The 18,772-nt window shown below is 38.1% G+C and carries 24 protein-coding genes; 15 read left to right on the top strand and 9 right to left on the bottom strand.

The window, feature by feature from the left end; all coding sequences use genetic code 11:
• Window positions 1-15 precede the first annotated feature (15 nt).
• The 5 genes from KIV10_RS08440 to KIV10_RS08420 all read right to left on the bottom strand — a co-directional run bounded on the left by KIV10_RS08440 (window position 16) and on the right by KIV10_RS08420 (window position 2,971).
• Window positions 16-444 carry an SRPBCC family protein gene (locus tag KIV10_RS08440; protein ID WP_214113069.1) on the bottom strand — a complete coding sequence of 143 codons (429 nt, stop codon included), beginning with the start codon at window positions 442-444 and terminating at the stop codon, window positions 16-18.
• 207 nt (window positions 445-651) lie between these two features.
• Entirely contained in the window at window positions 652-1,134 is a 483-nt protein-coding gene (locus KIV10_RS08435; RefSeq protein ID WP_214113068.1) for a hypothetical protein, read from the bottom strand.
• 18 nt (window positions 1,135-1,152) lie between these two features.
• Entirely contained in the window at window positions 1,153-1,644 is a 492-nt protein-coding gene (locus tag KIV10_RS08430; RefSeq protein ID WP_214113067.1) for a COG3650 family protein, read from the bottom strand.
• Window positions 1,645-1,730: 86 nt separating this feature from the next.
• The gene (locus KIV10_RS08425; RefSeq protein ID WP_214113066.1) at window positions 1,731-2,288 is read right to left on the bottom strand and encodes a hypothetical protein; all 558 of its coding nucleotides are present in this window, start codon (window positions 2,286-2,288) and stop codon (window positions 1,731-1,733) included.
• An 8-nt stretch (window positions 2,289-2,296) separates the two neighbouring features.
• Window positions 2,297-2,971, bottom strand: a complete 675-nt coding sequence (locus KIV10_RS08420; protein ID WP_214113065.1) for an SIR2 family NAD-dependent protein deacylase — start codon at window positions 2,969-2,971, stop codon at window positions 2,297-2,299.
• 106 nt (window positions 2,972-3,077) lie between these two features.
• Here KIV10_RS08420 and KIV10_RS08415 point away from each other — a divergent pair, with 106 nt between their 5' ends.
• On the top strand, window positions 3,078-3,740 hold the full coding sequence (locus KIV10_RS08415) for a TrmH family RNA methyltransferase (RefSeq protein ID WP_214113064.1): 663 nt from the start codon (window positions 3,078-3,080) through the stop codon (window positions 3,738-3,740).
• Between the two features lie 21 nt (window positions 3,741-3,761).
• Window positions 3,762-4,334 carry a non-canonical purine NTP diphosphatase gene (locus tag KIV10_RS08410; protein WP_214113063.1) on the top strand — a complete coding sequence of 191 codons (573 nt, stop codon included), beginning with the start codon at window positions 3,762-3,764 and terminating at the stop codon, window positions 4,332-4,334.
• Window positions 4,335-4,338: 4 nt separating this feature from the next.
• On the opposite strand, the gene KIV10_RS08405 is transcribed toward KIV10_RS08410, so the two are convergent.
• On the bottom strand, window positions 4,339-4,935 hold the full coding sequence (locus KIV10_RS08405) for a hypothetical protein (RefSeq protein ID WP_214113062.1): 597 nt from the start codon (window positions 4,933-4,935) through the stop codon (window positions 4,339-4,341).
• Window positions 4,936-5,144: 209 nt separating this feature from the next.
• On the opposite strand from KIV10_RS08405, the gene KIV10_RS08400 reads away from it, so the two are divergent.
• The 5 genes from KIV10_RS08400 (at window position 5,145) to KIV10_RS08380 (ending at window position 9,485) form a co-directional block, all read left to right on the top strand.
• Window positions 5,145-6,950 (top strand): DEAD/DEAH box helicase, encoded by a 1,806-nt coding sequence (locus KIV10_RS08400; protein ID WP_214113061.1) that lies wholly within the window; start codon window positions 5,145-5,147, stop codon window positions 6,948-6,950.
• Window positions 6,951-7,064: 114 nt separating this feature from the next.
• Window positions 7,065-7,832: a carboxypeptidase-like regulatory domain-containing protein gene (locus tag KIV10_RS08395; RefSeq protein ID WP_214113060.1), complete on the top strand. Its 768-nt coding sequence runs from the start codon at window positions 7,065-7,067 to the stop codon at window positions 7,830-7,832.
• Between the two features lie 76 nt (window positions 7,833-7,908).
• Window positions 7,909-8,589, top strand: a complete 681-nt coding sequence (locus KIV10_RS08390; protein WP_214113059.1) for a 2'-5' RNA ligase family protein — start codon at window positions 7,909-7,911, stop codon at window positions 8,587-8,589.
• A gap of 9 nt (window positions 8,590-8,598) precedes the next feature.
• The gene (locus tag KIV10_RS08385; RefSeq protein ID WP_214113058.1) at window positions 8,599-8,919 is read left to right on the top strand and encodes a DUF6122 family protein; all 321 of its coding nucleotides are present in this window, start codon (window positions 8,599-8,601) and stop codon (window positions 8,917-8,919) included.
• A 53-nt stretch (window positions 8,920-8,972) separates the two neighbouring features.
• Complete coding sequence (locus KIV10_RS08380; protein ID WP_214113057.1) at window positions 8,973-9,485, top strand: hypothetical protein; 513 nt, start codon at window positions 8,973-8,975, stop codon at window positions 9,483-9,485.
• Here the strand turns inward: KIV10_RS08380 and rlmH are convergent.
• Window positions 9,482-9,955 (bottom strand): 23S rRNA (pseudouridine(1915)-N(3))-methyltransferase RlmH, encoded by a 474-nt coding sequence (gene rlmH / locus KIV10_RS08375; RefSeq protein ID WP_214113056.1) that lies wholly within the window; start codon window positions 9,953-9,955, stop codon window positions 9,482-9,484. The two genes, KIV10_RS08380 and rlmH, sit on opposite strands and share 4 nt — an antisense overlap.
• A 106-nt stretch (window positions 9,956-10,061) precedes the next feature.
• Between rlmH and nadC the strand changes: the two genes are divergently transcribed.
• The 4 genes from nadC (at window position 10,062) to priA (ending at window position 14,845) form a co-directional block, all read left to right on the top strand.
• On the top strand, window positions 10,062-10,922 hold the full coding sequence (gene nadC, locus KIV10_RS08370; RefSeq protein ID WP_214113055.1) for a carboxylating nicotinate-nucleotide diphosphorylase: 861 nt from the start codon (window positions 10,062-10,064) through the stop codon (window positions 10,920-10,922).
• Window positions 10,919-11,845 (top strand): YihY/virulence factor BrkB family protein, encoded by a 927-nt coding sequence (locus KIV10_RS08365; protein ID WP_214113054.1) that lies wholly within the window; start codon window positions 10,919-10,921, stop codon window positions 11,843-11,845. Before nadC ends, KIV10_RS08365 begins: the two co-directional genes overlap by 4 nt.
• 10 nt (window positions 11,846-11,855) lie before the next feature.
• A complete protein-coding gene (locus tag KIV10_RS08360; protein ID WP_214113053.1) occupies window positions 11,856-12,284 on the top strand; it encodes a DUF2147 domain-containing protein in 429 nt (142 codons plus the stop codon).
• Between the two features lie 107 nt (window positions 12,285-12,391).
• The gene (priA, locus tag KIV10_RS08355) at window positions 12,392-14,845 is read left to right on the top strand and encodes a replication restart helicase PriA (RefSeq protein WP_214113052.1); all 2,454 of its coding nucleotides are present in this window, start codon (window positions 12,392-12,394) and stop codon (window positions 14,843-14,845) included.
• On the opposite strand, the gene KIV10_RS08350 is transcribed toward priA, so the two are convergent.
• Entirely contained in the window at window positions 14,842-15,552 is a 711-nt protein-coding gene (locus KIV10_RS08350; protein WP_214113051.1) for a LytR/AlgR family response regulator transcription factor, read from the bottom strand. The genes priA and KIV10_RS08350 overlap by 4 nt on opposite strands.
• A 208-nt stretch (window positions 15,553-15,760) precedes the next feature.
• On the opposite strand from KIV10_RS08350, the gene rpsF reads away from it, so the two are divergent.
• From rpsF to KIV10_RS08330, 4 genes are all read left to right on the top strand, one after another.
• Window positions 15,761-16,099 carry a 30S ribosomal protein S6 gene (gene rpsF / locus KIV10_RS08345; RefSeq protein WP_214113050.1) on the top strand — a complete coding sequence of 113 codons (339 nt, stop codon included), beginning with the start codon at window positions 15,761-15,763 and terminating at the stop codon, window positions 16,097-16,099.
• A gap of 3 nt (window positions 16,100-16,102) precedes the next feature.
• A complete protein-coding gene (gene rpsR, locus KIV10_RS08340; RefSeq protein WP_214113049.1) occupies window positions 16,103-16,399 on the top strand; it encodes a 30S ribosomal protein S18 in 297 nt (98 codons plus the stop codon).
• A 14-nt stretch (window positions 16,400-16,413) separates the two neighbouring features.
• Entirely contained in the window at window positions 16,414-16,938 is a 525-nt protein-coding gene (rplI, locus tag KIV10_RS08335; protein WP_214113048.1) for a 50S ribosomal protein L9, read from the top strand.
• 66 nt (window positions 16,939-17,004) lie between these two features.
• Window positions 17,005-17,478: a DUF6495 family protein gene (locus KIV10_RS08330; RefSeq protein ID WP_214113047.1), complete on the top strand. Its 474-nt coding sequence runs from the start codon at window positions 17,005-17,007 to the stop codon at window positions 17,476-17,478.
• A 34-nt stretch (window positions 17,479-17,512) separates the two neighbouring features.
• Here the strand turns inward: KIV10_RS08330 and KIV10_RS08325 are convergent, their stop codons facing one another.
• Window positions 17,513-18,751, bottom strand: a complete 1,239-nt coding sequence (locus tag KIV10_RS08325) for an ABC transporter permease (RefSeq protein WP_214113046.1) — start codon at window positions 18,749-18,751, stop codon at window positions 17,513-17,515.
• Window positions 18,752-18,772 lie beyond the last annotated feature (21 nt).

Genomic DNA, 18,772 nt, shown 5'->3' with positions numbered 1-18,772 from the left:
TTTATTTATTTTCTCTTATTTATTTTCTGAAATTTCCTTCACAATCTGAAGCGCCTTTTTAAAAGATTCTTTGAAAATATCTATGTAAGATTCCACAACATCCACAGAAACTTTAAGGTTGGTTGTACCATTGTTCTCTTCTAAAATATATTCCTCAATGGAGTTTGTCCAATCCGTCTCAGGAATTTGTTTTCCATCTTTAATACTTCCCAAATGCCTGAACGTCATTTGTTTATTTTCAATCTTCTTTTCAATAACACTATACATTCCATCGCCTGAAGGCCCCAAAAATTTTATAGAGCTTCCCTCTTTCCAATCACTCTCCGCATGGGAACCCGCTTCAAAAGCAGCGGTCCATAGCCTATAATTTTTGTCCTCCCATAATGCCTGCCAAACTTTTTGCGCTGGCGAGTTGATTTCAGTCTCAAAGTGCAATTTTTTCATAATTGAAGATTTTAAATAGTGATTGAAAAATGTATTTAAATTTAAATCATATTTCACACAGCGAAATATTTCAGTCCAAAATTTTGTGCAAATTTTAGCAATAAGAATCTGAAATTTAAGCACCTAATTTTTTTTTCTTAGTTATTTTTTAAAATTAAAAAGCCCGATTCTTGGGGAATCGGGCTCAACATTTTTTTAAAACGGAAATTATAAATTCGCGCAGTCCATTTTTTTAAGTGGCATCGTGTTATTCCAAGTAAATGATGCATTTTCTTTGAATTTGAATTTTCCGCCAATTTCCTCTACTTCAGCGTAGCCTTCCACAAAACTATTTTCTTGCAGAAGAAAAGCAACTTCACGCACGGAGGAACGTCCTTCAGAATTAAAGGTGTAATCGGCAAAAAGTGTATCGCCAACCATTTTTCCTTTGATTATACCGTTATTTCTATCTTTTTCGAAATATTGGTAACGCAATTCTCCCGTTACTTCATTTCCTGTTTTTTCAAATTTCAATACAACCGTATCCTTAGCTGTAGTATACCTGTAGCATTGTTTGCCGCTATCTGTGGCAATTTTTTCTATAGGTTCTGTTTCGGTATTTTCTTTGAAAGAATCGGCATCTTTCGTTACATTTTTACAGGAAAAAAACAAAAGAGAAAAAATGGTCGTGGCGAAAAGCACGTTTTTCATACTCATAAACTTTTAAAATTATTCAGCTTTAAGATAGGAACCACAACCAGAAAATTGCGAGGTTATTCCATTTTTATTTTGAAGTTCTACCGAAATTTTATGGGTGTGGTTTTGACCGGACATCCCATCTTTACAGGTCTCGCGCAGAAGTGTTACGGTAATCGTACCATTTTCATTTTTTGAAGTGTAGGTGGTTCCGTTTGCTGTATTTGTGGGATCGCCCAACGGCGCAGTAAATTCTTTGAAATCATTTCTTTCAGACTGAAATCTGATGATGCTTGCCGTAAGCTTTATGCTCCAAAATGGCTCTCCGCCACCTCCGCGCATAATTCCGCTTTCAATTGATTCTACCGGCGGGATATCCTGGTGAATTTCCTCGGCTTGAGAAGTAGATGGGGACTCCGTAGGTGCTGGATCTTCTGAAATTTGTTGATTCTCCTCGTTGGAATTTTTGCACGAAGCGAATAATAAGGTGGCGATGGCAAAAAATGCCAAAAATTTTATTTTCATCTAAAGAAATTTTAAAGGATAAAACTATAAAAATATATGTTGAAATCTGGTTGCCGTCCGAAAATTTTATAGTAAAAGCTTCGTATTTAAAGTCGTTTTAAGATTTTTCTGGCACGCGCTTGATATCCTGGCGTTCCATTTGCCATATTTTCCATAAGAATGTTCTTAAGTTCTGGTTTTATCCAGTCATAATCCCAGCTCAAATAATATAGGCATTGCATTGCCGGTGCTTGGCAAGCCGTTTTTTGGTCGGTAATGAGCCAATCAAAACTGCATTCAGTAATAATTTTTCTTTCCTCTTTAGATAAAATGGAGCTAAAAATGTCGAGAGTTTTCATATAATGATAATGACAAAGCAGCTCGCAGATTTTTGCGCAGGAACGCAAAGCGGAATCATTTTTAATTTTGGGTAGTCTTTCAAAGAAAAGATGCATATACTTTAAGAAAAAATTCGGCTTGAATTCGCATATAAATTCCAAGGTCCACGCAGCCTGAACCAAGAGTTCGCCTTCGGGAATAAATGCGAATTCCAAAGTTTCACGAACATAATGTGGTTTTTTTGTTATCCAATTGGCAATTTCCAGCCGCTTATTTCTGCTGCTGTCTACCTCTTTCAGTTTTTCCTCAATATCTTTTGGAAGCATAGCTGGTGTTATTTAGTTAAAATTTCAACAACCTTGGGTACTCCGGTAGAGGCATTTTCCGCAAAAATGGTAATACGTTTGTTTTCTGAAATGGAAGGTTTTGGATCTACAAAATAAATATGTGAATCTTCTTTCGCGTATTGTACCAAGCCCGCAGCCGGATAAACCTGCATGGAAGTTCCCACAACGATTATTGCATCTGCGTTTGATACTATTTCGGCGGCAACTTCAATCATGGGTACCATTTCTCCGAACCAAACAATGTGCGGCCGCAATTGGTGATTGTGTTCGCAGAAATCGCCAATATTGAGATCCTTTTTCCAGTCCAAAATCAAATTTTCATCAAATGTGGAACGTACTTTTAAAAGTTCGCCGTGCAAGTGGACTACGTTTGTGCTGCCAGCGCGTTCGTGCAGATCGTCCACGTTTTGTGTAATAATTGTGACTTGGTGTGCGGTCTCCAGTTTTGCAAGTGCTTTGTGCGCCGCATTGGGCGAAACTTCGAGCAATTGCTTGCGGCGTTGATTGTAAAAGTCTAAAACCAATACGGGATTTTCGGCAAAACCTTCAGGCGTGGCAACTTTGGTAACATCGTGCCCTTCCCATAATCCATTGCTATCCCTAAACGTTTTCAAGCCACTTTCCGCACTCACGCCAGCACCTGTCAATACGGCTATTTTCATATTTCAATAGAAATTTTTAATATAACTTAATTCATTTTTGAATTGACCACTACGGCCGTCAACTGAATTGTAATAAGTATCTTCGCTTAAAAATAATAAATATTCGTTGGATTTAGCTTTACTGGAATATCTTAAAAGTTATCTTACTGAAAGAAGGAAAAATCTTTTTCAAAAAGTTCTTTCTGAAAGAACCCGGCATTTTACTGTTGTTACTGAAGATGTGTACCAACTGCATAACACCAGTGCCGTAATGCGCACGTGCGATGTTTTCGGAATTCAGGATTTACATGTTGTGGAAGAACGATTGGGCAAGCGCGTGGACAAGGAAATTGCAATGGGCGCCCAAAAATGGGTAAGCTTAAAGCGATATAACTACATAAATGAATGCATTGGGAGCCTGCGAAATTCAGGTTACAAAATTATTGCGACTACGCCACACGAAAACGCAACGATGCTTCAGGATTTTGATATTTCTGAAAAAAGCGCATTTTTCTTCGGAAAGGAAAGCGATGGTTTAAGCGAAACTGTTATGAACGCGGCCGATGGCTATTTGAAAATACCGATGTACGGTTTTACCGAGAGTTTGAATATTTCAGTTTCTGCAGCTATAATCCTACAAAGTGTTGTGACAAAAATGAAGCAACAAAAAATAAATTGGAAACTTCCAACAGCTGAAATTGCCGAAATTGAAATGGAATGGTTGAAGAAAACGATAAAGGCTTCGGAAGAAATTATCGATAGATATTATGCTGAACATTCCAAAAAATAGTAATTAGAAATAACGTTTTCAATGAAACTTGTCTTTGCCACCCATAATCAGAATAAATTTTTAGAAGTAAAAGCTATGCTTCCCGATTATTTGGAATTGTTGAGCTTGGATGACATTGGCTGCAATGAGGAAATTGAAGAAACTGCGGAAACGATTGAGGGCAATGCCATTTTGAAAGCAAATTACGTTCGAAAGAAATATGATTTGAATTGCTTCGCCGATGACACTGGACTAGAAGTTAGAGCCATAAACAATGAGCCCGGTGTTTATAGTGCGCGCTATGCCGGAAAATCCAACAATGCGCAAGCAAATATGGAAAAATTGCTTAAAAATTTAGAAGGAAAACAGGACCGAAGCGCCCGATTTAAAACCGCTATTGCTTTAAATTTAGAGCACGAGGAAATTATGTTTTTAGGAATTTGTGAGGGCGAAATTACCAAAGTTGCGAGAGGGGACGAGGGTTTTGGCTATGATCCCATTTTTCAGCCAAAGGGTTTCAATAAAACATTTGCTGAAATGACCTTGACCCAAAAAAGTGAAATTGGCCACCGCGGAAAAGCCATGCGGCAATTGATTGATTATCTTTCCAAATAATTATCTATTCGAAAAATAAATTCACCGGCACCCGCGCACCCAGATAAAAATGGAATCTGCGCTGTTCATCCACAATGGTATTGATGCCATACAAAACACCGCCGTCAATACTCAAAACTTTTTTAATTCTGTATTGCAGAGCCAGTTTAATGATTCCGTCTATGGATTTGTAATTAATGGGTTCTACGTCTTTTAGATTTTCAAAACTAGGTTCATTTAAGATAAATCCGGCGCCAATTCCCAAATTAAAATGAATATTGCTATTGCCAAGTTCTGCGCCTACTGTGGGGATAAGGTTGATGCTATGGAAAACATTGTCTCCATAGTTAGGGGAAGAAGTTGACACATAAAATAAGTCTGCCGCATATGAAAAGGTATTCTCCGTATAGTATGCCGCATAACCCCCAAAGGCCACGTGCGGGCTAGTTTCAGTAGTCGTGCTACCATTATCAATAGAATTATTACTGACAACAATTTTTGAATCATCTTCAAAAGTAAAAGCAGTGCGATGATATTGAAGTAGTGGACCAAACTCAAAGGTCTGCGCAAAACCAAGAATTGAAATTAATAGTAATGCCGTTGTAAGTAGAATTCGTTTCATAATTTATTTTATGGTTGCAAATATAAAAATATGAAAGAATTGCATTTGGTTTTTCTTAACAGATGTATTTCATCCTAAATCAAATAAAAATAGTACTTTTGCGCCCTTGTAAAAATCCCCAGGGTGGGGAGGTGCTATCGTGAAGCTGTCCGTTTTATATGTCCAGTTGCTTCCCATTAGCACACATATAAAATTTATTTCTTAAAAAAATGACTGCATTCAAAGCACTCGGCTTGGAAGAAAATCTTCTTAAAGCCATTGCCGATATGGGTTTTGAAACCCCATCGGAAGTTCAACAAAAAACAATTCCCATTCTTTTGGATCGTGAGACAGATATGGTCTCGCTGGCACAAACTGGTACTGGAAAAACGGCGGCATTCGGTTTCCCGATGCTTCAAAAAATTGATGTCAACAGCCGCACCACGCAGGGTCTCATTCTTTCTCCAACACGTGAGCTTTGCCTTCAAATTACCAATGAATTGATAAGTTACGGTAAATATCTTCCGGGACTTAATGTTACCGCAATTTACGGCGGAGCCAGCATCACGGACCAGGCAAAACAGATAAAAAGAGGAGCACAAATTGTGGTAGCTACGCCCGGCCGTATGAAAGATATGATAGGCCGCGGATTGGTAGATATATCAAAAATTGAATATTGCGTGCTGGATGAGGCGGATGAAATGCTGAATATGGGCTTCTATGAAGACATTACAGAGATTCTCTCACACTCGCCAAAAGAAAAAAGTACGTGGCTGTTTAGTGCCACCATGCCAAAAGAGGTAGCGACAATTGCCAAAAAATTTATGCACACGCCCGTGGAAATTACCGTGGGAACAAAAAATGTGGGGTCAGACCAGGTTTCACATGAATATTACTTGGTCAATGCCCGTGATAGATACAACGCGCTAAAACGTTTGGCAGATGCAAATCCAGATATATTTTCAGTTGTGTTTTGCAGAACGAAACGCGATACGCAAAAGGTTGCCGAAAATTTAATCGAAGACGGTTACAACGCCGCAGCACTTCACGGAGATTTGAGCCAAAACCAAAGAGATTTGGTGATGAAGTCTTTCCGAAACCGTCAAATCCAGATGCTGGTAGCTACTGATGTTGCCGCTCGGGGAATTGATGTGGATGATATTACGCACGTAATAAATTACCAGCTGCCCGATGAGATTGAAACCTATACGCACCGGAGCGGCCGTACCGGGCGTGCCGGTAAAACTGGGGTTTCTATGGTAATTGTATCAAAAAGTGAAGTGCGGAAAATCCATAGTATCGAGAAAATTATCCAGAAAAAATTTATTGCGAAGGATATTCCTTCTGGAATGGAAATCTGCGAAGTGCAACTTTTCCATTTGGCAAATAGCATCAAGGATACTAAAATAAATCACGAGATTGATGCCTATCTTCCCAATATAAATGAAGTTTTGGAAGATTTTACCAAAGAAGAACTCATTAAAAAGGTGTTTTCGGTTGAATTCACGCGTTTCTTCAATTATTATAAAAATTCAAAAGATCTCAATGCTTCCGGTGAAAGGAATTTTTCTGACGAAGATGCCAAGGATAGCACGAGGTATTTCATCAATATTGGGAACAAAGACGATTTCGACTGGATGAGCTTGAAGGATTTCCTTCGTGATTTGCTTCAGTTAGGAAAAGATGATGTCTATAAGGTGGATGTGAAAGACAGTTTCTCCTTTTTCAATACAGATGACAAGCACCAAGAATTGGTAATGGGGATTTTTAAGGATTTCAAACTGGATGGAAGGCAGATTAATGTTGAGATTAGCAAAGATTCTGGAAGAAAATCAAAAGGTGGAGGCCGTGACCGCAACAGAAAACGTGGGGACAGAAATGATCGAGGCGATGGCGGTGGTCGCAGAGGCTTCAAAAAGAGAAGTGGCGGAAATGATGGAGGCAACGATAGGCCTGCATTCAAAGGTAAAAGCCGAAGAAAAAACGAGCGCCCCAATACCAAGGGTACGGGCGGACGCCGTCGCCGCAATGGATAGATTTTTAGAATAGTTATTCTGAAACTTTTCAGAAAAAATTATGTCTATATAACTATATTTACGGGCCCTATTTTAGGGCCCGTTTTTATACTTTTTGGTATATTACGCTTTGCTATGAAAAAGATTATTCTATTTTTTGCTTTTCTATTTATTGTTGGCTTTGCTTGGTCGCAGGAAATTACCACAGTTAAGGGTATTGTCCAGAATGATGCGGATGATGCACTGCTGGAAAATGTAAACATCGTAAACCTGAATCAAGTTGTGGGTACTACCACAAATGAAAAAGGTGAATTTGCCATCAAGGCTTCCGTGAATGATACATTGTATTTCTCGTATTTGGGTTTTAAATCCTTGCGCGTTCGGGTAACGAATGACTGGTTGAAATTTGGCGATATCAAGGTAAAAATGACCGAATTGGGAATTGCCTTGGAAGAGGTAGTAGTACGCCCCGTGCAGCTTACGGGATATGTGGAAATTGATGCGAAACTGATACCCGTATATGATAATTATCGATACAGAATTGCGGGACTTAGTACGGGTTACGAGGGCGGTAGCAACCAGCCCAGCGCGGTGAGCAAAGTTTTGAGCTCCATTTTTAACCCAGCGGATTTCCTCTATAATATTTTTGGGAAACGGCCGCGACAAATGAAAAAGTTGCGCCAAATGAAGGATGATGATGAAATAAGAAATCTGCTTCAAAGTAAATATGATCGTGAAACGCTGATGGCCGTTCTCCAGCTTGAAAAGTCCGATATCGATGAAATTTTAAATAAATGCAGCTATTCCAAAGATTTCATCCGGACTGCAAATGATCTTCAAATTCTGGATGCCATAAGTAGCTGTTATGAAGAGTATAAAATTTTGAACAGGGAAAAAGAGTAGGGCGCTTCATTTTTTTTTATTTAGAGAACAAATCATTTCTTTATCAATTGCCTATTTTTCATTTAAAAATTTTTATATGAAATTTTCCGCAGCCATAACATTTGCAATTTTAGCTGTTGCCTGTTCTCCAAAAACGGAGAAGACAGTGGCCATAGATGTTTTGCTCACTCCTTCCTCTAAAATGCACGAGAAGGCTGTTTCAATAAACAAACAATTAAAACAAAACTACAATGCGGGTTTCAGCCTTGATGAAAACCACGTCCCACACATTACACTGTTGCAATGCTACGTTTTTGAAAAGGACTTACCTGCCATTTTTGAGCGTTTACAAGGTAGTTACGAATCAATTAAAGAAGAAAATTTGCTTGCTGAGGCATTTTATTATTCAAAAGAAAATGACCCTAGCTTTGCTATGATTAATATTCAAAAAAGCGAGCCATTGCTGAAACTTCACGAAGAAGTGATAAAGCGTGTCAGGCCTTTTATGGCGGCCAAGGGTGATGATAGCGCATTCATTCAAAATCCTGATGGTTCATCCATTGGGAAATTTACGGTAGATTATGTAAATGGTTTTTTAAATGAAAGCTGTTATGATAAGTATAATCCGCACGTAACCGTAGGCGTTGCAAAAAAAGATTTTTTGGATAGCCTTTCTACAAATCGGTTTGAAAAATTTGAATTTACGCCCACTTCTCTCAGTGTTTATCAATTAGGCGATAATGGCACCGCACAAAAATTGCTTTGGCAAGAAAATTAATTGCTGAAAATGTGGCAAACTCTTGTACATTACTCACTTCATTTTTTGGCACCAGGGATTATTGCGCTGGTCTTTTTCCATAGCCAATGGAAAAAAGCATGGCTCATTATGCTGGCAACTATGCTGGTAGATCTGGATCATTTGCTGGCAACTCCTATTTTTCAAGCAGATAGATGCAGCATAGGGTTTCATCCACTGCACGGGTATTGGGCAATGGTAATCTATTTCATCGGCTTATTCTTCAAGCCAACCAGAATAATCGCAGTGGGGCTTTTATTCCATATGTTCACGGATTTTGTGGATTGCAATTGGCTTCGGTTTTTTAATTAATTTTAATAAATTTGCCGCCATCCCCACCTAAATAAGCAATCCAAATTTTAATTATGAAGAAAAGAATATTTCTTTGTTTCGCCTTATTTGCATCCATAATGCTATCTGGACAAAACCTATCCGTTAGCCAATTGCTGGAACTTAGCGAACAAAGCATTGGGGAGGTTCAGGAAAATTTAAGTGAAATTTCATGGTATTTCTATCAGGCTACTGAGGAAACGGACAAAACCTACGGCAGCGCAAAATTTGTTTTTGATGTGCCGGATTTTAAGGTAGGAACTTCGCGGGCCAGTTATTTCATTACCTATTTTTATTCGGAAGACCAATCCGCGATGGCGCTTAAAATGATTTTTAAGAATAAGGAACTGTACGACAATTTTATGACTCAGTTGGATAATTTGAAATTCAAAATGAAATCTTCAAGACCTGAAAATGGAAATATTGAAAAAATCTACGAAAATAGGTCGTATGTTGTGAAAGTAACCGTCCCGCCCAACTTCGAAGGTAATAATACGTACAGTTTTTTGTTTGCAGATAAAAGTAACTATCGAAAATTGCAGATTTAACGGTGGTGGTAGGGCTCGTTTCTTAAAATGGTAAATGCCCTGTACACTTGTTCAATGAAAAAAAGCCGAACCATTTGGTGCGAAAACGTCATTGCCGAAAGCGATATTTTGCCATTCGCCCGTTGATAGACTGCATCGCTGAAACCATAAGGGCCGCCGATTGCAAAAACCAAATTTTTTAGCCCGCTATTCATTTTTTTCTGAAGAAATTCTGAAAAACCTTCCGAAGAAAAACTTTTTCCCTTTTCATCTAAAAGTATCAACATTTCAGAAGTTGTGATTCGCCTTAAAATTTCATCGCCTTCTGCCTGCTTTTGAAGCATTTCCGAAAGATTTTTAGCATTTTTCACGTCTGGAATCACTTCCATTTCAAAAGAAACATAAAATCCCAAACGCTTGCTGTAATCATCCATTAAAGATTGCAGTTGTTTATTGTCCGTTTTCCCAATGGCGAGCAGTGTAATTTTCATTTAAAAAATTTTCAGAATTCAAAAATACAAAGATAATTGCGCTGCTTCCAGCTTCGTGCTTCCAGCTTCAAACTTTTTAAAGTATTTTAGCAGAAAATGGCTTGTCATGATTTCCGAAAAACAATTCAATAAAGAAATAGATGTAATAATTGCAAACGCCATCCGCGAAGACGTGGGAGATGGCGACCATAGTTCATTGGCTTGCATCCCAGAGGAAGCGACCGGTGTCGCGAAGCTTTTAGTTAAGGATGAAGGGATTATTGCTGGAGTTGATTTTGCGCGCCAAGTTCTGGAATATGTGGATCCGGGCCTGAAAATGGATGTGAAAATTACCGATGGTACACCAGTAAAATATGGCGATGTTTGTTTTTATGTGGAAGGCCATTCGCAATCCATCCTGAAGGCAGAACGATTACTGCTGAATGCGATGCAGCGTATGAGTGCCATTGCCACAAAAACGAATGAATATGTGAAACTGCTTGAGGGCACAAAAACAAAGATTCTCGATACGAGGAAAACAACGCCAGGAATCCGTGCTTTGGAAAAATGGGCGGTAAAAATTGGCGGTGGTGAAAATCACCGGTTTGCACTTTATGATATGATTATGCTGAAAGACAATCACATCGATTTTTGTGGTGGTATTACAAAGGCAATCAATAAAACGAAGCAATATTTAGCCGAAAAATCACTTGACTTGAAAATTATAATTGAAGCGAGAAATCTTAAAGAAATTGAGGAAATTCTGCAAAATGAGAGTATCCATAGAATATTGATTGATAATTTTAATTATGAAGACACCCGAAGGGCCGTTCAACTTATAAATGGCAAATGCCAAACGGAATCCAGTGGTGGCATTACCTTGGAAACCGCTAGAAAATATGCTGATTGCGGTGTTGATTTTATCTCCAGTGGCGCGCTAACGCACTCAGTTTATAATATGGATTTGAGCCTAAAAGCGGTGAAATGAATAAAACTGAAGATGATGAAATAAATATTCCGGTAATCCGGAACTTGGTGCGGTATAGCAAGCGCATAAAATTGCCGGGCTTAGATGGCCTTACTCTTTATAATTTGCTAGACATTTATGGCACTGGAATTATAAGGGGTACATTTTCGTCACGCGCCAGCTCTATAGCTTATAGTTTTTTTTTGGCACTTTTTCCCTTTTTGCTTTTGCTTTTAAATTTAATTCCAATAATTCCCGTAGAGGGATTTCAAACCCGCTTTTTGATTTTCATTGAAGCGTTATTACCGGCACAGACAACTGAATTTTTTTATCCAGTAATTGCGGATATTGCTGTGAATCCACGTGCTGGGTTATTGTCATTCGTTTTTTTTCTATCGGTTTTTCTTTCGGCAAATGGCGTAAATGCTATTTTTAGCGCTTTTGAATATTCGTTTCATGTAACCATAAATCGAACATTTTTTCGTCAGTATTTCGTGGCTTTGGCCGTTTCCATTTTCTTGGCATTGTTGTTGTTAACTTCGGTTGGGGTCATTTTATACGGAGAATATGTAATTAATGACTTGGAAAGCAGGGCCTACATTGTTAATGATGTTTTCTGGCTTTCGGCCTTTCAGCTTGCGGTCTTTGTTGTAATGATTTATGTTGTAATTGCTACCCTTTATTATTATGGAACCAAAGAAGGAAAGTCTTCACGGTTTTTCTCTTTGGGCGCGGTAGTAACAACTATACTCTTTATGTTGACGACCTATTTTTTTGGCGTTTATATAAATAATTTTTCAAATTATAACGAGTTATATGGCTCTATAGGTGCACTTTTAATTTTGATGTTATATATTTGGATTAACTCAAATTTGCTGTTGCTGGGATTTGAGTTGAATATTTCACTGCAACGTTTAAAAGAAAAACTAGAAAGACAAACTTAAATTAGAAACTATGAAAAAACTATTTTTATCAATTTCACTTATTGCGCTTACCGTTATGAGCGTTGTGGCACAAGATGTTACTGGAAAATGGAAAACAATAGATGATGAAACCGGAGAGGCAAAATCCATTATTGAAATTTATAAAAAGGATGGGAAAGTGTATGGAAAAATTGTTGAAATACTTGATCCCGCAAAACAGAAAGCAGTATGCTCAGAATGTACCGGTAGTGATAAGGGCAAACCAATTATGGGAATGGTAATTTTAAAAGGTCTTACAAAAGATGGTTCTGAATACAATGATGGAACCATCACCGATCCTACATCAGGAAAAGTTTATAAATCCTATATTGAACTTGAAGGCGAAAATAAATTGAAGGTTCGTGGATATATCGGTTTTTCACTTTTGGGAAGAACACAATATTGGCAGCGCGTCAATTAAAATATTAAATATAGTATCTTTAAGCCACCAATTTTTGGTGGCTTTTTTATTTCAATTTCCGTACTTTTTTTCAAAAAACTAGAATCGCTAAACTTCAACGAGACCCAGTGTATTTTATAGATGTAATTTTGCCCATTCCCCTAAAGCAAGCATTTACCTACACGGTAAATAGCCATGAGGCGGCATTTTTGAAACAGGGAATGCGTGTCTCGGTTCCTTTTGGGAAGTCAAAAATCTATACTGCAATTGTCTATCAAGTCCACGACACGCCACCGCTGGGGTACGAGGCAAAATCCATAGACCAAATTCTGGATGAAGAGCCAATAATTACTCCACTTCAATTACAGCATTGGCAATGGATTGCGGATTATTATTTGTGCTCGCTGGGAGAGGTCATAAAAGCTGCACTGCCAAGCGCATTTCTTTTGCAAAGTGAAACAATTATAAAAATTGGCTCCAATAGAAATGTGAAGGATGAGAATATGAGTGATGATGAATTTTTGCTTTACGAAGCGCTTCAACATCAGTCCTCGCTTCATATAAATGATGCGCGTTCCATTTTGGACCGAAAAAATGTGGTTGCCGTTATTCAGAAATTAATCGAGAAGAACATTGTTACCGTCGAAGAAAAAATTTACGAACAGTATACCCCAAAATTAAAGCGATTTATAAAACTAGCGCCACAGTACACTTCTGAAGAAAAATTGCGTTTGCTGTTGGATTCGCTCAACGCGAATGCCACTAAACAAAAAGAGGTTTTAATGACGCTTTTTATGCTTTCGGCACAAACCAGAAAACCGGTTGGTTCCATTTCCCTTCAAAAGAAAAGTGGAAGCACTTCCAGCACGTTGAAAACGTTGATTGACAAGGGTATTTTAGAGGAATATTTTATCCAAAAAGATAGATTTGAATACGCTGGCGAATCAAATTCAGAAATAAAGGAGCTTAGCGCTGCTCAGTCTGATGCCTTTCAAGAGATAAAAACTTCATTTAAAGAAAACGAAATTGTGTTGTTGCACGGTGTAACCTCCAGCGGTAAAACTGAAATTTACGTTCGGTTGATCGAAGAAATGCTGGAAGCTGGCAAGCAGATTTTGTATATGCTTCCGGAAATTGCCTTGACCACCCAACTCATCAGCCGACTGCAAAAATATTTTGGCGAAAGAATTTCCGTATATCACTCAAAATTTTCAGTAAACGAACGGGTTGAAGTTTGGAAAAATGTTTTAAACGAAAAACCGAAAGCTCAAATTGTAATAGGGGCGCGGTCGTCACTTTTTCTGCCTTTCCAAAATTTGGGGCTTATTGTAGTGGATGAGGAGCACGAGCCTTCCTTTAAACAATACAGTCCCGCTCCACGTTATCACGCCCGCGATAGCGCTGTGGTTTTGGCAAATTTTCACAAGTCAAAACTTTTGATGGGTTCTGCCACGCCTTCGTTGGAAAGTTACCACAATGCTGAAATTGGAAAATATGGTCTGGTTACATTAAAAAAACGTTTTGGTGATGTGTTGATGCCTGATATCGAATTGGTTGATATTAAAGAGAAAAACAAGAAGAAACTGATGACTGGGCATTTTAGTGATAGGCTTTTGGAAGAAATGCGTGAAGTTTTGAAAAACGGTGAACAAGCAATTCTTTTTCAGAATAGAAGAGGTTTTTCTCCGGTTGTGGAATGTACTACTTGCGGTGTTTCTCCCCAATGTCCCAATTGCGATGTTAGTTTGACATTTCATCAGCATAAAAATCAGCTGCGCTGCCATTACTGCGGTTACCACATGGCAATGATGCAAAGCTGTATGGCTTGCGGAAGCCAAACGCTGGACACGAAAGGTTTTGGAACCGAACAAATTGAAACCGAATTAAAATCGCTTTTTCCAAATTCTACCATTGCTCGCATGGATCAAGATACCACGAAGGGAAAAAATGCCTACGGAAAATTGATTGAATCCCTTGAAAACGAAGAAATTGATATTTTGGTCGGCACACAAATGCTCGCAAAAGGACTCGATTTCAGAAATATAAGCCTGGTGGGTGTAATGAACGCAGATAATCTTTTGAATTTCCCCGACTTTAGGGCGCACGAAAGAAGTTTTCATTTACTGCAACAGGTTTCCGGTAGGGCAGGCCGTACGAAAAAGCGTGGCAAGGTATTGATACAGACTTATAATCCATACCATCAAATATTGAAACAGGTTAGTGTAAATGATTATAGAGCTATGTATAAGGAACAGCTTGAGGAGCGTTATCAATACAAGTATCCGCCATTTTTCAGAATTATAAAAATAGTATTTAAGGATAAAAATTTGGAAAGGGTACAAAAAGCCGCTACGTGGTTTGGGCAGGCATTGGAATTGAAATTACATGAAAATGTATTAGGACCGGAAGCCCCGCCGGTGGGTAGAATTAAAAATAAATATATTATCCATTTATTGGTTAAAATTCCAAAAACACAATCGCTGGAGAAAACCAAAAAATACATATTGGGAGTGGAGCGCAGTTTTAATTCCATAAAGGAATTTGTTAGCGTTCGCGTGAATATCGATGTAGATAGCTACTAGTTGCTGCTTGCGGCAAGCGCTTCGGCGAGATCTGCTTTTCGGTTGCGGCTTAACGGCAATTTTTCCTTTTCCAGTTCAATGGTCTTGCTGTTGTAGCGTTGCACTTTTTCCAGGTTTACAATATAGGATTTATGTATGCGCAAAAACCGTTCATCGGGCAACAAGGCTTGAAATGCCTTCATTGTGGACAGAACTACTAAGGAATCGTGTTCTGTAACAAGCTTTACATAATCGCCAAGTGCTTCAATGTAACGAAGTTCATTTAAGAAAACTTTTCTTTTTTTCAAATTACTTTTCACGAAAATGAAATCTTCATCGTCAAAACCTTCTTCGTGTTTCATTTTATAATTAGTGATTGCCTTATGCACCGCATTCAAGAAACGTTCTTTCGAAATTGGCTTTCGCAGATAATCTACAGCATCGTAGTCAAATGCCTTAAATGCATATTTGGTCTTTCCCGTAACGAAAATGACCTGAGGCTTACGCAGAAGATCGTCCAGCAAATCAAAACCTGATAGAATGGGCATTTCAATGTCCAAAAAAACGAGGTCAATTTCGGTTGAGGCAAGTCCCATTTTGGCCTCAATGGCGTTTTTGTACTCTCCGACAAGTTCAAGAGATGGGTGCATTTGAACAAGCTTTACAATTGAAAGCCTTTGCAATGTAGAATCGTCTACAATCGCACATTTAAGAATTGTCTTCTCCACAGTAGTAGGTTTACTTAGGCAATATTATCAAAAAATCCGATGAAATGCAACTATTTTTTCATTTGTCGAAAAAAATATGCATTTCATCTAATAAATGCTTCAAAAAATCTAATTATCGGTGATGTTTGAATATTTAAAATAAAGTAGTATTTTTGCACGCTCTTGGCAGAAAGCCATGAGTTCAAATAATAATTTTAATCGATTTTTTATGAATCATTACGAAACTGTTTTCATCTTAAATCCCGTTTTATCTGAAGACCAGATAAAGGAAACAGTAAAGAAATACGAAGATCTTCTTGTTTCTAAAGGTGCTAAGATGATATCCAAAGAAAATTGGGGCTTGAAAAAACTTGCTTACCCAATCCAAAACAAAAAAAGTGGATTCTACCACCTTTTTGAATTCACCGTTGACGGTGAAGTTGTACACGAACTTGAAACAGAGTTCAAAAGGGATGAGCGTTTTATGCGTTACCTTACAGTGAGCCTAGACAAGCACGCAATTGCTTGGGCAGAAAAGAGAAGAAACCGCGATAAAAAATCAGCATAAATTATGGCTACATTACAACAACAAGCAAAAGGAAAAAAAGACGGAGAGATAAGATATCTTACTCCTCTTAACATAGAGACAAGCAAAACAAAGAAATACTGCCGTTTTAAAAGATCGGGCATTAAGTATGTTGATTATAAGGATCCAGATTTCTTATTGAAATTTGTGAATGAGCAAGGTAAAATCCTTCCTAGAAGACTTACCGGAACTTCATTGAAATACCAACGTAAGGTAGCCGTTGCCGTTAAAAGAGCGCGTCACCTTGCACTTATGCCATACGTAGCAGATTTATTAAAATAAAACCAGAAAGTATTATGGAACTTATATTAAAGAAAGACGTAGAAAATCTGGGATTTACAGATGATATAGTAACCGTGAAGAACGGCTATGGAAGAAATTTTTTGATTCCGCAAGGGCACGCAGTACTTGCAACACCTTCAGCTAAAAAAGTTTTGGCTGAAATGTTGAAGCAACGCGCTTTTAAAGAGAAAAAATCTATTGACGACGCAAAGAGCCAAGCAGATAAATTGAATGGAATTGAAATAAAAATCACTGCCAAAACTGGCGAAGGTGATAAACTTTTTGGATCCGTAACTAATGCTGATCTTGCAGAAGCTCTTGAGAAAGAAGGGGTTTCAATCGATAAGAAATACATCAGCGTTGCAGGTGGTGCCGTAAAACGTACCGGACAATACGATGCTACTGTCCGTTTCCACAGAGAAGTGATAAGCAATTTATCTTTTGATGTGGTTGCAGAAGCAAAGCCAGCAAATAAAACGAAGTCTGAGCCAAAACCAGAGGCAAAGCAGGATGCTACGCCAGAGGCCGAGGCTGAATAATACACTCTATTAATTGTTTTAAAACCTTTTCCGTTATCGGGAAGGGTTTTATTTTTTTATATACATATGAAATACGCACGTCTTACAAAGGAGCAATTTGAGGAATTGCATCAAGAATTCATCAATTTTTTGGCCACTCAATCTATTACTGCGAAGGAATGGGATGAAATAAAAAAAGGCAAACCTGAAGTTGCTGAGAAGGAATTGGATATTTTCAGTGATTTGATTTGGGAAGGTGTATTGAATCAAGTGAAATATTTAGAACATTTTTCGCCCAAGCAACTTTTTTTATTTCACATTTCAGAATTTGATATGCAATTGGTGGCAATTAAAGTTGAAGAGGAGAATGTGGACATAACAACTAAGTATGGATATAAATGGCTTCAGCAAAACATCCAGAACGATAGCGTGAGTATGTATACTTCCGCGAAAGCGATAAGCGACGATCGGAATAAAGATATTTTTGCATTGATACAACAAGGCGCAGTCATCACCAAAGGTGAACTTTTCGATTATTTTAGTGATTTATTGAATGAATAATGAATTGAGTTTTTGCTGAAACTCAATTTTAAGATTACTCGTATCTCAAACTTTCAATAGGGTCAAGCCGTGCCGCTTTTGAAGCTGGATAACTACCCGCAATAACTGCGACGATAAAAGTTATTATGGTTGCCCAAATCATCGCAGCCCAAGGAATTGTAAATTCAAAATCAAAAATTTTCGCAAACGCGAAACCGGTCAAAATTCCCAAGATAATTCCCAACACACTCCCGAACTGACCAATTACAATGGTCTCCATAAAAAATTGTGTTGAAATTGTGGAGCGTTTTGCGCCCAAAGCTTTTCGTACACCTATTTCCCGTGTGCGTTCCGTAACCGAAACCAACATTATATTCATAAGCGCTATGGATGACCCTAAAATTGTAATAATGCTTATAATCCAAGCGGCAACTTCTAGATAGCCTGAAATTGTGGCAATCCGGTTCAGTAAATCGTCACTGCGCTCAATCCCAAAATTATTTTCTTCAACGGGGCTAAGGCTTCTTATATTCCTAAATGTGATAATGGCTTCATCCTGCGCGCCTTCCATCATTTCCTGTTCGCCCACTTTCACACTTATTGTATAATTTATATTTGCTTGCGTATACATACCCCGCGCCACTTGAATGGGAATAAGTACTTTCAAATCCTGATTATTCCCAAAGGTGGAACCTTTTGATTCCAAAACACCAATAATTTTGAATTTTGCACCGCGAATACTGATCGTTTTGTTAATGGGATCATCATTTTCAAACAATTTTTTCAGAAAATCTGATCCTATAATACAAACCTTATTATTGTTTTCGATGTCAAAGATTGTAAAATTTCGGCCTTTATCAATTTCGGTCCCGGTATTTTCGAGGTAGTTTTCATTTACGCCATAAACCTGTACTTCAGGATCGGTCTTTTCACTTCCGTAGCGTACTTCCGCAGCACTGGTTCCCTGAAAAGAAACCGATGTCTTTGTTAATGGATATTGATATTTATCCACAAATTCCCGGACGTTATTGTAACTGATTACAGGATTGATTCTTTCCCTTTTACCATTGTTGCCCTGTATTGAAAATTCATATTGTTGAATATTAAATGTATTGGAACCCATTGAAGCAAAACCACTGGATACCGTAGTTTCCAGCGCTTTTACGGCGCTCAAAATTCCCACAAGTGCCCAAATGCCAATCCCTATAATTACAATAGTGAGAATGGTACGCAAAAGCTGGCCTCTTATAGAATCTAGCGCAATGCGCACATTTTCCCGAAAAAGTGAAAACATAAGTTGTGTTTAGTTACTGGT

The sequence above is a fragment of the Aequorivita echinoideorum genome, assembly GCF_018476645.1.
In the GTDB taxonomy this organism is placed as follows: Bacteria; Bacteroidota; Bacteroidia; order Flavobacteriales; family Flavobacteriaceae; genus Aequorivita; species Aequorivita echinoideorum.
This window is presented reverse-complemented; position numbering and strand designations above follow the sequence as displayed.